The sequence below is a fragment of the Mycobacterium toneyamaense genome, assembly GCF_055384815.1.
Genome location: NZ_AP040333.1, coordinates 2,631,111 through 2,644,486, shown reverse-complemented (window position 1 = coordinate 2,644,486; position 13,376 = coordinate 2,631,111). Strand labels below are relative to the sequence as shown.

11 protein-coding genes are annotated in these 13,376 nt (G+C 61.8%); 4 read left to right on the top strand and 7 right to left on the bottom strand.

All coding sequences use genetic code 11. The features are described 5' to 3' along the window. Positions 1-15 precede the first annotated feature (15 nt). The 6 genes from ACZ5IQ_RS12750 to ACZ5IQ_RS12725 all read right to left on the bottom strand — a co-directional run bounded on the left by ACZ5IQ_RS12750 (position 16) and on the right by ACZ5IQ_RS12725 (position 9,970). Positions 16-843, bottom strand: a complete 828-nt coding sequence (locus ACZ5IQ_RS12750) for a hypothetical protein (RefSeq protein ID WP_061010765.1) — start codon at positions 841-843, stop codon at positions 16-18. Further along, positions 836-4,036 (bottom strand): type I restriction endonuclease subunit R, encoded by a 3,201-nt coding sequence (locus ACZ5IQ_RS12745; RefSeq protein ID WP_464481329.1) that lies wholly within the window; start codon positions 4,034-4,036, stop codon positions 836-838. The genes ACZ5IQ_RS12750 and ACZ5IQ_RS12745 overlap by 8 nt, the downstream gene beginning before the upstream one ends. Next, the gene (locus tag ACZ5IQ_RS12740) at positions 4,033-5,127 is read right to left on the bottom strand and encodes a PDDEXK nuclease domain-containing protein (protein ID WP_060999766.1); all 1,095 of its coding nucleotides are present in this window, start codon (positions 5,125-5,127) and stop codon (positions 4,033-4,035) included. Before ACZ5IQ_RS12740 ends, ACZ5IQ_RS12745 begins: the two co-directional genes overlap by 4 nt. A gap of 148 nt (positions 5,128-5,275) precedes the next feature. Beyond that, positions 5,276-6,280, bottom strand: a complete 1,005-nt coding sequence (locus ACZ5IQ_RS12735) for a restriction endonuclease subunit S (protein WP_204158264.1) — start codon at positions 6,278-6,280, stop codon at positions 5,276-5,278. Positions 6,281-6,458: 178 nt separating this feature from the next. Then, complete coding sequence (locus ACZ5IQ_RS12730; protein WP_135356262.1) at positions 6,459-8,084, bottom strand: class I SAM-dependent DNA methyltransferase; 1,626 nt, start codon at positions 8,082-8,084, stop codon at positions 6,459-6,461. Between the two features lie 11 nt (positions 8,085-8,095). Then, positions 8,096-9,970, bottom strand: coding sequence for a hypothetical protein (locus ACZ5IQ_RS12725; protein ID WP_060999727.1), 1,875 nt, complete (start codon positions 9,968-9,970; stop codon positions 8,096-8,098). A 175-nt stretch (positions 9,971-10,145) separates the two neighbouring features. On the opposite strand from ACZ5IQ_RS12725, the gene ACZ5IQ_RS12720 reads away from it, so the two are divergent. Further along, the gene (locus tag ACZ5IQ_RS12720) at positions 10,146-11,561 is read left to right on the top strand and encodes a hypothetical protein (RefSeq protein WP_060999725.1); all 1,416 of its coding nucleotides are present in this window, start codon (positions 10,146-10,148) and stop codon (positions 11,559-11,561) included. A gap of 130 nt (positions 11,562-11,691) precedes the next feature. Here ACZ5IQ_RS12720 and ACZ5IQ_RS12715 read toward each other — a convergent pair whose 3' ends face one another. Beyond that, positions 11,692-11,868: a hypothetical protein gene (locus ACZ5IQ_RS12715; protein WP_464481328.1), complete on the bottom strand. Its 177-nt coding sequence runs from the start codon at positions 11,866-11,868 to the stop codon at positions 11,692-11,694. On the opposite strand from ACZ5IQ_RS12715, the gene ACZ5IQ_RS12710 reads away from it, so the two are divergent. The 3 genes from ACZ5IQ_RS12710 to ACZ5IQ_RS12700 all read left to right on the top strand — a co-directional run bounded on the left by ACZ5IQ_RS12710 (position 11,861) and on the right by ACZ5IQ_RS12700 (position 13,373). Beyond that, positions 11,861-12,118 carry a hypothetical protein gene (locus tag ACZ5IQ_RS12710; protein WP_464481327.1) on the top strand — a complete coding sequence of 86 codons (258 nt, stop codon included), beginning with the start codon at positions 11,861-11,863 and terminating at the stop codon, positions 12,116-12,118. The two genes, ACZ5IQ_RS12715 and ACZ5IQ_RS12710, sit on opposite strands and share 8 nt — an antisense overlap. Before the next feature lie 261 nt (positions 12,119-12,379). Beyond that, the gene (locus ACZ5IQ_RS12705; RefSeq protein ID WP_464481326.1) at positions 12,380-12,778 is read left to right on the top strand and encodes a VOC family protein; all 399 of its coding nucleotides are present in this window, start codon (positions 12,380-12,382) and stop codon (positions 12,776-12,778) included. A gap of 202 nt (positions 12,779-12,980) precedes the next feature. Continuing rightward, positions 12,981-13,373: a histone-like nucleoid-structuring protein Lsr2 gene (locus ACZ5IQ_RS12700; RefSeq protein ID WP_406774959.1), complete on the top strand. Its 393-nt coding sequence runs from the start codon at positions 12,981-12,983 to the stop codon at positions 13,371-13,373. Positions 13,374-13,376: the final 3 nt, after the last annotated feature.

The following is a 13,376-nucleotide window of genomic DNA, read 5'->3' as shown; positions in this document are numbered from 1 at the left end:
TGCCCGCGGGCGCAGTCACCACTGCTTCCCCTGTCCAGGTGTTCCGATCACAATTTCGCGCGGGTCCTGCTCCGTGGTGGCGACTTCGAAGGCCTGGTCACTGTAGATCTCAGTCGAGTACTCCTTGCCATCGCGATCGAAAGCGATCTCGTTGATCCGCAAGGTCGTCGTCCACTTCCACTGAGCGTTCCGTTCGGTGAGTTGTTGGACTGACTCGTCACAGGCTGCGCAGCCCTCGCTCTCCTCGTCGACGTGGGCTTCACACGGTTCGAAATCCGTCTGATACACGCGTCCCGGATCCCAGAGATGAGCAGCCGGCGGCCATTCAAGCTCAACCCATTGCCCCGGCTCCACGCCAAATATGTCGATCGCGTACTCCAAAGCCGCTTTCTGGTCGGCGTCCGTCCAGCGAACGGTTGGGGGTAGTGCGACGTCCTCGATAGCACCTTCATAGTCTGCGGGGTTACCTACTGGCGCAGGCAAATCCACCTTTGCTTCAGCAGCGCGGTCATACCAGTGCAGGGTGCTGAGCTCGTCATGTGGAATCGAGGTATCAACCGGGACCGTCACCTCAGCTTCGAGATACGCCCAATTGTTCCGCACCTCGTGTACCAGTCGCGGCGGCAACCTGCCGATGATCTCCCGTGCGATCACCAGATCCTCGGCGCGCTCGTCAAGCCAGTCGGGGTCAGCTCCCGAGGCCCGCAACTCTTCAATGGTCCGCCGCGTTATCTCACGCAACCGATCGACGTGAGCCGCAGCAGCTTCCTCACCCGCGAAGTCTGAACGTCGCAGATAACGCTCCTGCACCGTGGCAAACACCCGAGACAGTCGATCAGCCATGCCTCTCCCCTTCTGTCGATCGGCGCGCCCGCTCGGCGTACTGGGGCGCCAGTTCCTCCATCTGCTCGATCACCTGTTTGATGGCAGAAGGCTGTTTGTCCGGCGGGTACTTGTACTTGACCAGCAGCCGCTTGATCGACGACCGAAGCTTCGCCCGGACGTCATCACGGACCGTCCAGTCGGTCTTGGTGTCGCGCTGCATCACTGCCACCAGTTCGCGGGCGATCTGGGCCAGCACGTCCTCGCCTTGAATCTCGACGGCCGACTCGTTGTCGGCGACCGCATCGTAAAACGCGAGCTCGTCATGGGACAGCGGCGGTGTGAACTTCTTTCCGCGGTCGCCCTCAGCGGCAACCTCTTTGGCCATCTCGACCAGCTTCGCGATCACTTCGGCTGCCGTGATCTGCTGGTTGGTGTACTTGCGCATCAGCTCGGCAACCCGGTCGGAGAAGGCGCGCTGGCGCACGAGGTTGTTCTTGGTGACGGCACCCAGTTCTTTCGTCAGCAGGGCCCGCAACGCCTCGATGGCCAGGTGCGGATTCTCCGAATCACGCGCCTTGGCTTCGAACTCAGGCGTGAGGTCCGACAGCGAGGGTTTGTCAAGGCCGGCCGCCTGATAGATGTCGACAATGCCACCGGCGGCCGTCGACTCATCGACAAGAACCGACAACAGCCTCTTGATGTCTTCGGGGATCGGCTTACCTTCGGCCTGGCGCTGCTGGGCGTCGAACTTTCCCATCACCACCCGCACCTGCTCGTAGAACTTGACGGTCTGCCGCAACTCGTCCAAGGTCTGGTTTCCAGCGCACAGTGACCACGCCCGCGCCAGCTGTGCGGACAGCGTTCGGAACCGGTCCCCGAGTGTGGGCTCCGTCTGGTTTCCGGGCGTGCTGGGTGCGCGCAAATAGCCAGCGAGGTTGACCGCTGTCTTCAGCCAACTAGCTTGGCCCGAGGCAACTTTCGTCCGCCAGTCGTATCCGCCGCAGAGCTCGTCGAGCTGACCGATCAGTGCCGTGGTGAGCGCGACAGCCTCGTCGATGTCCCTGCCGACGGGCTGCTCTTTGCGGTCGGTCTCGGTGTACTCGGCAAGCGCGGCGGCCAGGTTGTCGACCAATGGGGCGTAGGCAACCAACAGACCCGACGGTTTGCCGCGGAAGGTCCGATTGACCCGGGCCAGAGTCTGCATCAGCAGTGCACCCTTCAGCGGCCGGTCCAGATACAGCGTGTGCAACGGCGGTGCATCGAATCCCGTGAGCATCATGTCCTTGACGATGACGATCTGCAGCTTGTCGGCCGGATCGCGCAGCCGCTGTTGGATTGCCTTGTTCTGGGCTTCTCGGCGCACATGTGCAGCGATGTGCTCGGAGTCCTGGCGGGAGCCGGAGTACACGACTTTGATGACGCCCTCGCTGTCAGCGTCGCTGTGCCAGTCGGGTCGGAGATGGATGATCTGGTCGTAGAGCCGGGCGCAAATCTCTCGGGTAGCACCGACAATCAAAGCCTTGCCCGGTGATTCGATGAAGGGGCGCATCGCCTCTGAGCGAGCTTCCCAGTGCGTGACAATGTCTTCGGCCAGCTTGGCAAGGCGCTCGGGTGCACCGTAAATCGCGTTGATGACGGCAACGGATTTCTCGATCTGGGCACGTTCCACGTCGTCGAGGCCGAGAGTCGCCTCATCGACAGCGTGATCGAGATCGTCTTCACTGAAATCCCTCGACCAGCCGACCTTGGCCAGCCGCGGCTCGAAAAACACTGGCACCGTCGCCTTGTCCGCGACAGCACGGGTGAGGTCATAGACATCGATATCGGGACCGAACACGTCGCGGGTGTCGCGATCCACCCCGGAGATCGGTGTGCCCGTGAAAGCGATGAACACGGCGTTGGGCATGGCGTCGCGGATGTGCCGGGCATAGCCGTCCAGGTCGTCGTAGTGGCTGCGGTGCGCTTCGTCGACAATGACGACGACGTTGCGCCGGTCGGTCAGCAGGGGGTGGTCGGCCCCGGATTCACGTTCCTGTGCAGTGAGGTTGAACTTCTGCAGCGTGGTGAAGTAGATGCCACCGGTGGCGCGGTTGGACAGCTCGTCGCGTAGCTCTGCACGCTTGGTGGCCTTGACCGGGGATTCGGCGAGCAGCCGGGACCGGTTGAACGTCTCGTAGAGCTGGGAGTCGAGTTCTTTGCGGTCGGTGACGACGACGATGGTCGGGTTCTTGAGCTTGGCCTGCTGGGCGACGAGGTGGGTGTAGAGCTCCATCTCCATTGACTTGCCCGAGCCCTGGGTGTGCCAGACCACGCCGGCCTTACCGTTGGTCTCGGTAGCCTGCACCGTCGACCCGACCGCCTTGGTCACCGCAAAATACTGGTGCGGCTTGGCGATTCGCTTGGTCAGACCGTCGCCGTCCTCGTCGAAGGCGGTGAAGTTGCGCTGCAGTTGCAGGAACCGCTCGGTGTTGAACAAGCCATCGATGAGCGTTTCGAGTTCGATGGGGACGTTTTCGTCAACGCCCAGGTCACCGACTTTGATGAGCTTGCCATCATCGTTCACGTTCCACGGCGCGAAATGTTCCAGGGGGGTGAACGGAGTCCCGTAACGGGCGGAGATGCCGTCACTGACGACGGTGAGCACCGCGAACCGGAACGCCATCGGAAATTCCCGTAGATAAGTCTGTAACTGGGTGTGCGCGGCGGTTATGTCGGCATGTTCGGCGCCCGCCTGCTTGAGTTCGATGATGGCGACGGGCATTCCGTTGAGGTAGAGCACGATATCGAAGCGGCGATGCTTCTCCGTGGTGCGGATCGTAACCTGTTGCACAGCAAGGAATTCATTCTCTTCAGGGCGGTGACTCACCAGCCTGATGGTGGGGTTCTGCTCGATCCCGTCATGGTCGATATAGCTGATACCGCGGTAACCCTCCACCAGATACATGTGCAATCTGAAGTTTTCGGCGATGGCCTCCTGCGACCGCGGTTGAATGATCGCGGCCCGGGCCTGGTCCAGGTACTCGCCAGGCACATCGGGATTGAGTTCGCGCATCTTGGCGAGCATGCGGTCGGGCAGCACGATGTCGGCCCAGGACTCCCGGCCGTTCTCGGTGCCGGGGGCGATTTGGGTTCCAGTCATGACCGTCCACTCGTGCTCACCGAGGGTGTCGAGGGTGACCAGTTCCCAATCGGCTTCGCTGAATCCGGTCATGGTGCATCTCCTTGATAGGTACCGCTTTCCAGTTCCGCCTCGAGTTCTTCGACCGTGGGCAGGCTGGTTTCGAGTTCGGCGGGCAGATTCGCTGTGATTGCGGTCTTCCATTCGGCAACACCGATCGGCGCGGTGTATCCGCGCAGCGCGTATTCGGCGACGACGTTGTTCTTGGTCTTGCAGAGGATGAGCCCGATAGTGGGTTTGTCGTCGCGGTGGCGCAGCAAGTCATCGACGGCCGCCATGTACATGCCCAGCTGCCCAAGGTAGCTGGGGTCGAAGTCGCCCACCTTTAGTTCGATTACCACGAAGCAGCGCAGCCTCAAGTGGTAGAAGATGAGGTCGGCGTAGAAGTCGGCGTCGCCGATCTCGAGGTGGACCTGACGGCCGACGAAGGCGAATCCCTGACCGAATTCCAAAAGGAACTTCTCCACATGTTCGGTCAGCGCATGTTCGAGGTCATGCTCGCGGCGGATGTCGGCGATGCCGACAAAGTCGAAGAAGTACGGGTCGCGGGTGGCCTGCTGCGCGAGGTCCGAATCGGCCGGCGGCAGCGTACGAGCGAAGTTGGTAATGGCCTGCCCAGCTCGCTCATGGAGTCGGCTGTCGATGTGGTGAACCAGGACGTTCCGGCTCCAGCCCTGTTCGATGGCCGCTTGCGCATACCACAGCCGCAGGTCGGGACTGTCGAGTTTGTCCAACAGCACCATGTGTTGACGCCACGGCAATTGTGCAGCGCTGCGCTGCACAATTGCCGCGTCCTGCCTCGCCGCGGCGAAAGCACGCATGTACTTCAGGCTGCGAGGCGAGAATCCCTTGGCGTCTGGAAAGCGTTCACGGAGATCTGCCGACAACCGGTCGATGACGCGGGTCCCCCAGCCCTCAGCATCCTGGCGGGCGAGGATCTCCTTGCCGACGGCCCAATATGTGGCGACCAACTCTTGGTTGGCCGCTGCCACCGCACGCTTACGGCCTGTTTGTACGCGGTTGGCAACCGCGTTCAGCAGCTCCGGGTACCAGCTCGGAACGCTCTCGCTGCCATGTGCTGCAGGGAACCTCGCCTGGTCGCTTGTGCTCTCGTCTTTGCTCATGATGAATCGCCCCACGTCATCGGTCTCGAATAAGCGCCCCGATACCGGATCGCACGCGAACGTCCATGTACGCCCGCGTATTTCGTTCCAGTATCGCAGCCACTACCGACAGAAAAAGGAGTCCAAAAATGACCAAATTGACTGCGTCTCATGGCAACACCTGCGACAGGACAGTTTCGGCATCCTTGGCCCGAACCTTGCCGGACATAAGTAGCGGAAGAAGTTCGTCGCGAGTGCGAGCGAGTTTGGCGGATTCGATCGCAGATGAACGCTCAAGCGCATCTAATTTGTCGAGTTCCTCAGCAGTTTGGCGTTGCGCTGCTCGTGGTGGGACGAGGAGTCGCAAGTTGCCAAGCAGATCTCGCCGTAACTCAGTCTGTCCTGTGCTTCCTTCGGAGAGCGACTCGATAGCACTCTCCAAACGGAGAAGTCCGAACCCCGCACAGACCGGGTCGACGACCGCGTCGTCGAACCGCACTATCGTGATGTGCGAGTCAACGGTTGCCTCGACGCTATCGGTCCACCGAGCGGTTCGGCCCAACGTCCCGACGCCCGTTGAATTCACCAGAACGTCGTTCTTCCGAAGTAGCCGATCCAACCGGGTCGACAGCGGTGCCATCGACCGGGCTGGCGACAATGACACCCGCTGATTCCGAACACACTTCTGGTTCAGAACGGTCACGCCGCCCCGCTCGACATACTTCGGACTTACGCCTCGACTTAACATCTCGGCAGCGTCGGCGACACGGATCTCCAGGCCCCCGTTTAATGCGTGCGAAAACCTGGCATTAGCCAGGTCGCGAGCCACATGCATCAGCCGCTCGTTTGCGGCGATCTTGTCATCGAGAGCGCCGAGCACCTCGGCGATTGAGTGCTGGTCGCCCAAACTCGGAATCTCAATATCCCAGTCTGGCATCGAAGCGAGGCCGATTCTGCTAACCGTGGCGCCATGGATGGTGTGCTTCGCAATCGTTCTCTGAAAATCGGGACTTAGATAAAAGTACAAGAGGAACCTCGGATTGACTTGTGAACGATTCGGCCGTAGCAGCGCCATCCGGCGCCCCAGGCAAGCCCGAACTTCTGCCGGCATCAGCGCTGCTTCACCAATCCGCGTTTCATACGAAAACAGAAGGTCGCCCGCCTCTGGTGTCACTCGTCGAGTCCACTTCACAAAGTCAGACTCAGATACATGGTCCGATTGCGACAAAACGAGTCTCCCTGACTGCAGACTCGAAATATTCAGGAAGTAGGGACCTTCTGAGCGACGTGTGGGCGTCGCGTGTGGGCCATCAAACAGCTCGCCCAACTTCCCAAATTTTGTGCGAACCCACTCACCCATCGACCCGCTCCAGCTGCTCCCGCACGACCTTCTCCAGCCGCGCCGACTCATCGAACGCTGCAAGCAATTCCGCCTTCAGCCGCGCGATCTTCTCGTCAATCGGCTCGCCGTCGTCCTCGACTTCGGCGGCCCCGACATACCGGCCCGGCGTCAACGCATAATCGGCGGCTTTGATCTCCGCCAGCGTCGCCGACTTGCAGAAGCCCGGAACATCTTTGTACGTAATCTTTTTCGCGGCTGCCGACGAAGACCCGCGCCAGGCGTGGTACGTGTCGCCGATCCGGACGATGTCCTCATTGCTCAGCGCGCGCTCGGCCCGGTCCACCATGTAGCCCAACTCGCGGGCGTCAATGAACAGCACCTGCCCAGACCTGTCTACCGACCCCTGCTTGCCCGCTGTCTTGTCTTTCGCGAAGAACCACAGGCACACCGGGATACCGGTGCTGCGGAACAGCTGGGTCGGCAACGCGATCATGCACGACACCAAGTCTGCTTCGACTATCTGCGCCCGAATATCGCCTTCGCCGTTGGAGTTCGATGACATCGACCCGTTGGCCAACACCACGCCAGCTTTTCCGCCGGGCGCCAACTTCGACAGAATGTGCTGCAGCCACGCATAGTTCGCGTTGTTCGCCGGCGGCACGCCGTAGCGCCAACGCCCATCTTCCTCGTTGCGCGCCCAATCCTTGATGTTGAACGGCGGATTGGCCATCACGTAGTCCATCTGCACCTCGGCATGCTGATCGCGCGCGAAGGTGTCGCCCCATCGAGCACCGAGACCCTTGTTGTCGATGCCGTGGATGGCCAGGTTCATCTTCGCCATTCGCCACGTCTCCTCGATGCTCTCCTGCCCGTAGATCGAGATGTCTTTCGGATCGCCGTCGTGCTCATGGATGAACTGCTCGGTCTGTACGAACATGCCACCCGAACCACAACAGGGGTCATACACTCGCCCACGAGTGGGCTCAAGCACCTCGACAATCACCCTGACCACGCTCCTCGGCGTGAAGAACTCTCCACCCCGTTTGCCTTCGGCGCGAGCGAAATTGCCGAGGAAATATTCGTAGACCTCGCCCATGAGGTCGCGGGCCTTGTGCTCACCCTGTCGACTGAACCGGGCGTTGTTGAACAAGTCGATCAGCTCACCGAGGCGTCGCTGGTCGACGTTGTCACGGTTGTACAGTCGCGGCAAGGTGCCGACCAGTGTCGGGTTTTCTCTCATCACCGCGTCCATCGCCTCATCGATGAGCTGGCCGATGTTCTTGGCAACCTCGCCATCGGTGGCCGGTTTCCCTTTTGCGTTCTCCGCCAAGAACTTCCACCGCGCGATCGGCGGCACCACGAACACGTTGTACCCGTGGTACTCCTCCGGGTCGTCGATCAAATCATCGATCTGCGATTCGTCCATCCCATCGGCTTCAAGCTCGGTGCGAATGTCCTCGCGACGTTCGTCGTAGGCATCAGAGATGTATTTGAGGAACACCAGACCGAGGATCACATCCTTGTACTGGTTAGCCGACAGCGATCCACGCAGCTTGTCGGCGGCCTTCCAGAGCGTGTCTTTCAGTTCCTTCATGGTCGACGGTGCCTGTGGCTCAGTCTTTTTCCGGGGAGGCATCGTGGCCCTTCCTATCTCGACACCGCGGCAACACCGGGTGTGGTGGGTTGCGCGTCGAGCGTCAGGGCGCCCGCAGCCACCCCGTTGATCAACGCCGTCTTCAACTCGCGCGCCGCTTCGGCTCGGCGACACGCTTCCTGTTCGTAGTTCTCAGCTTCCAGCAATGCCGCTTCAAGCCGCTCGGCTTCATCGCGCCGAAGCACCGGCACGCTCCACGTCGGCCATTCAGTTCCGGGAGCAGCCATCTGGTTGATAACCGTCGCGAGTACCATCGGCCCGACCTCGGCGGTGTCTCGCAACCGGATAATTCTCGCCGGCGACGCCACCATGGCGCCGCCGACCCGATCGACCCAAGCCCGTGGGCGTGGCTTCTCGAGGAAGATCACATCCCCGGGCTCGGTACGCGCCGCCCTGGGATACTTCGCCACCGCATCGAATGGGTCCAAAGCCAGGACTCCGACCAATTCCTCTGGCACTACCCGCACCGTGCCTTCCGGCGATCCATGCCCGATGTCGATGCGCCTGCCCCTCTTGACCTCCAGTCGCTTGCCGGCGCGTAGTTCCGCCAGCGACCGATGAGCCAGCTGGATTCTGCCCGGAGCCTGCGCCACAAGCACATCCAGCACCGGTAGCGGCGTCGTCGTCACCATCGTGACGCGGTGGACGCGGTCGAGGTGCTGGGATTCGTCCCGCTCACGGAACTGCACCGCACGCACGCCTCGCGGAACGACTGCCGCTGCCCCGGCGAGCACGCCCGACAGCGGAATACGGCGCGCGTAACGGAAGGCACGATTGTCTGTCTGATCGAGCGCGCCGGCGACATCGGCGGCGACATCGGTCAGTTCGAGATGCTCGACCGCCGCGAGGTCCGCGACCCAAATCTGCTCAGCCTGGGCCCCGCCGACGCAAACCCATACCGCAAGGCTTTGCCGGTGCGCCTCACGCCAGAACCCGCGCGGCATTCGCATAGCTGCGACAAGGTTGCCCACCCGCAAGATTTCTGCGCGGCGATTCTGCAGCGGTCCCGCCAATTCATCGGAAAGCACGGCCGCCGAACCGACAACGATCGCGATGTCACCCGGCTGCAGACTGAGCATCACCTCGTCTGCCTGATCAAGCGCATCGCTGTTGTCGAGCCCCACGACGGATACCGCCGAGACCTGCTTGCGTGACATGCCTTCTCGCACGTGGATTCCCCGGATCACTGCCCGGCGGCGCATCTGACGGTCCTTGGTTACAACGTCAAGTTCCAGTGCCTCCGCAACATCCAGTGCCATCGATGAGCCGTCGGTGCGCAGCACCACCTCATCGTGTTCGAGATGAATCGCGGCAGCTTCGATGACGCAGCGCAACAGAATTACGGCCTCGTCGGTGAATTCGCGCAACTGCTGATCACGCTTGAGCCGCCCGGAGTCCACACGTTGAAGCGCATCAGCCGGTCCGAGCGAGGCTTCCAACAGATCGTCGACATAGCCGAGCAACTCATCCGACACGGCAAGTGCGCGTAGCTCGGCGACCAATAAGGTGTCGTCGGGATCGAACTGCTCTGCCGACGTGATGAGAGCCGCCTTCGACAGACCGGTGAGCTCTCTACCTGTAAGCACGTGCCAGCACAACAGCGTGACCACATCTACAAGTGCAACACCGTCTGGAACTGCGATCGCCGGAGCGTCATAGTTGTGCTCGGTGTTGTTGCCGCGCCCGGTCCGGGCCAGCCAGTCCACGACCTCGTGCCGAGAGAAACGCGCAGCGCCATCGACGGTATCCACCGGGTCCGGGAACGGCATCGACACGCCACGCACCATTGGCCGCTTTCGCCACATGCTGACTACGGGCCGCTGTACCTCGGCAAGGTCAGCGATGTCTTGCAGCGTCAGCGTGTTCAACGGGGCCTCCTTTCGGCGCTCTCCATCAAAGTAGACCGTCTTGCCATCAAATCCAACGTATGCAACTGATAAGCCCGCTTATCAGTTGTAGATATTGACGTGACCCAGCCGTAGCGCCGATTCTCGGGCATACCGCTTCCGCGCTCCGTGGAGGCACCAAACCCAGGAGGCACAAATGCCGGCTAAGAAGAACTCCGCCCACTTCGACGACGCCCTCACCGGGATCGAGATCGAACGACTCACCGTGCGCGACAAGGACGTTGCGCACGAAGCGCAGCGATGGACGGCGGGCGAACGTGGCCCCGTCATCGACGACCCTGACGTCCTCGCCGCAGCCGACCTCACCACCTTCGTCACCGAGGCCATCAAGATCGGCGCGCACGCGTTGTCCGCTGCCGGGCAGGCCCACGACGCCAAGGCTCTGCAGCAGATGCTCAAGGATGTCGGCGAAAAGGCGGCCGAGTCGACCACCAAGGCGGTGGAGACGACTGAGCGCGCAACCAAGACGGCAGCCGAAGCAATGGCGAAGGCCGCCAATGATGCCAAGAAGGCGATCACCGAGGCCGACGCCGCCAGCCGCAAGGAATTCACCACGTCGGTCGACAACGCGAAGAAGTCCCTCAATGCCGAACTCCGCCGCATCTTCGGCGGCACGAATCCCGAACTGATCGACAAGCTGCAGCCGGTGCTGGACAAATTCGGTGCCGACCTCGACGCGAAAGTCAAGGTGGGAACCGGCGACCTGCTCGCCAAGGCAGCCAAGCAGTTCGACCCGTCCGATCCGACCTCGCCGATGGCCAAACACGCCAAGGCACTGGACGCCCAGCAGGAGAAGCTGACCAAGCTGATCGCCGACAACCACTCCGACCTAGCCAAGAAGGTCGACGAAGTCGTGGTGGCGCTGAAAATCCAAGAGGCTAGAAACTCGGTGACCACCCGGACCACTCGGAAAGGAGCAGCGTTCGAGGATGTCCTCGGCGGGCTCCTGCAGGACATCGCAGCCGGCATGGGCGACGAGTACACAGACACCCGCAACACGACCGGCGTCATCGCGCGTTGCCAAAAGGGCGATGGCGTCTGGACGGTGGGCGGCGGCACCGCACAGGTGGTGATCGAGGTGACCGATTCGATCAAGGAACGCCAATGGACTCCGTACCTCGACTTGGCCGAACGGAACCGCGAAGCCAACGCCTCTCTCGGGATCGTTCCGACGCCGGAACAGAATGGCGGTCAGTCGATCCGGGTCCTGGGGCCCCGCCGAGTTGTGATGGCCTTCAAGCCCGAGGCTGATGATCCGGCGCTGCTGCGCACGGTGGTCATGCTGTTGCGCGCCAGCGCCCTGGCGGCTTCGAGCCGCCGCGGCGCGGACGAGATCGCCACTGCCGAGGAGAAGATCACCGAGGCCATCAAGCAGCTCGAGAAGATCGACGGAGTCAAGAAGCTGGCTAGCTCGATCCAGAAGAACGCCACCAAGATCGAGAACGACTGCACCGGCATCAATGCCGGGATCCAGCGCCTACTCACCGATGCTCTGGAGGCGCTCACGGAAGTGCCGGCCGACCAACCTCACGAGTCAGGCGCCGTCGCCTGATCCGAACTTGTCGGACCGCTGCGCTTAACTGTCACGTTCCGCGCCGGACAGCGGGATCAAGGCTCGTCACACGACCCTACCGCCCGGATGACGATCCAGAAATGAAGGGATTCAACATGATCAACAAAACTCAGGCCGCCGCCGCCATCATCGCCGCCGCGTGGTGCGCTGGGTGCGCACCACAGGTGTCGACAGACACGCGCGGCGCAACGCCGTCAATCGTGGGCAGCACGTCGGACACTTCCGATTCAGTGAGCGAGGTGGCCTCGCCGCGGCCCGGCGACTTTCGGGTGGACGTGTTGGTCACCGAACAGAAGTGCTTTGGCTCTGCAGGCTGCAGCTACCACTACACCATCGACCCGCACTACACCGGGACCGCGGCGCTACCGACGAAGACCACCGTGGTTTTCAAAGTCACCGGCGGCGATCAGACGCAGATCGGCAACTTCTCCATCGACAAGAACGGCACCGCGACCTTCGACCGGGAGACAACCATTGACGGCCCCGAAGGAGCCAATCTCCAGGCGACGGTCACTCAGGTGATCGGCGGTCGATGAGCATCGCATCGTGCTGCCCCACCCCGTACAAACAGTCATTCCCCAACGAGCGGAACGCGCGGGCAGCCATCAGAGCAATGCAGCGGCGCGGCAAGTGCGGCAGGGGAAAGTACACACCGCAAGTACCTTACGAATGCCGCTGCGGAGCAATACACCTCACTCACCTACGGCAACAAAGCCGATAAGTTCGGCGTGACGGCGAGCTACCGCGCCGTTTCACCACCTTGCCACCCGGATGCCGGGACGGTCTAGATTCCAATGATGCTGGGACACCTCGGAATCAACGTGCCCGACCTTGCGGCCGCGAAGAACTACTACGACGAATTCATGCCATTGGTAGGTTTCGAGCCTTTCATTGCCGCCGACGACGAGTTCGCCTTTCGCCCGGCCGGCGGCAAACCTGGCACCTACCTGTTTTTCTATCCGACCGCAGCGCCCGGTGATCACTCGCGGCACCGCACCGGGCTGCAACACCTCGCCTTTATGGTCAAGACGCGATCCGCGGTCGAGGGCGTCCATCAGTTCGTCCAGCGGACCGGTGGCGAGGTGTTGCACAGACCACAGCCGTTCCCGCAATATCCGCCGCCCTACTTCGCCATGTTCTGGCTGGATCCGTTCGGCATGATGCTGGAAGTGGTGTGCCACCACGACGCGCAGTGATCGCGTTCGCGCGGGAATGCGCAGTGAATCATATTGGGGCCGTGGGAATTACCCGCCCAATTGAATTCTCGATATTCAGCAGGATTGCCGCGAAAAAGCATTGAGCGGGCGTACCACTACCGGCAATGAAGACTCCGGGGTGCCCTTCTTATTTTTTATCGTTACACTTCCGGCCGAACACCCCCGATAAAGGAGATCATTCGTGGCCGAACGCATTGTCGTCCAACTTGTTGACGATATTAACGGCACTGAAATCACCGACGACACGGGTGAGCGGATTAACTTCTCGGTACGCGGGGTTGATTACCAGATCGATCTTTCTGCTGCGAACGTGGCGAAGTTCGAGAAGGCGCTGGCACCGTATCTGGACGCCGCGACCCGCGTCGGCGGCCGTCGCACCCGGACCCAGAAGGTCGCGGAGCCGAGCACTCGGGCCGCCAAGAGCGGCACGTCGCGCCGCCGCGGCAAGAAGGCCGAGTCCTCGAAGGAACAGCTCGCCGCGATCCGTGAGTGGGCACAGGAGAACGGCTACGACGTCGCCGCCCGCGGCCGCATCAAGGCCGACATCGTCGAGGCGTACCACGCCGCGAACTAGCCG

Coding starts and splice junctions, on each gene's coding strand:
- ACZ5IQ_RS12750 (WP_061010765.1), bottom strand. CDS start 843: ATGGCTGATCGACTGTCTCGGGTGTTTGCCACGGTGCAGGAGCGTTAT.
- ACZ5IQ_RS12740 (WP_060999766.1), bottom strand. CDS start 5,127: ATGAGCAAAGACGAGAGCACAAGCGACCAGGCGAGGTTCCCTGCAGCA.
- ACZ5IQ_RS12705 (WP_464481326.1), top strand. CDS start 12,380: ATGCTGGGACACCTCGGAATCAACGTGCCCGACCTTGCGGCCGCGAAG.
- ACZ5IQ_RS12730 (WP_135356262.1), bottom strand. CDS start 8,084: ATGCCTCCCCGGAAAAAGACTGAGCCACAGGCACCGTCGACCATGAAG.
- ACZ5IQ_RS12720 (WP_060999725.1), top strand. CDS start 10,146: ATGCCGGCTAAGAAGAACTCCGCCCACTTCGACGACGCCCTCACCGGG.
- ACZ5IQ_RS12745 (WP_464481329.1), bottom strand. CDS start 4,036: ATGACCGGATTCAGCGAAGCCGATTGGGAACTGGTCACCCTCGACACC.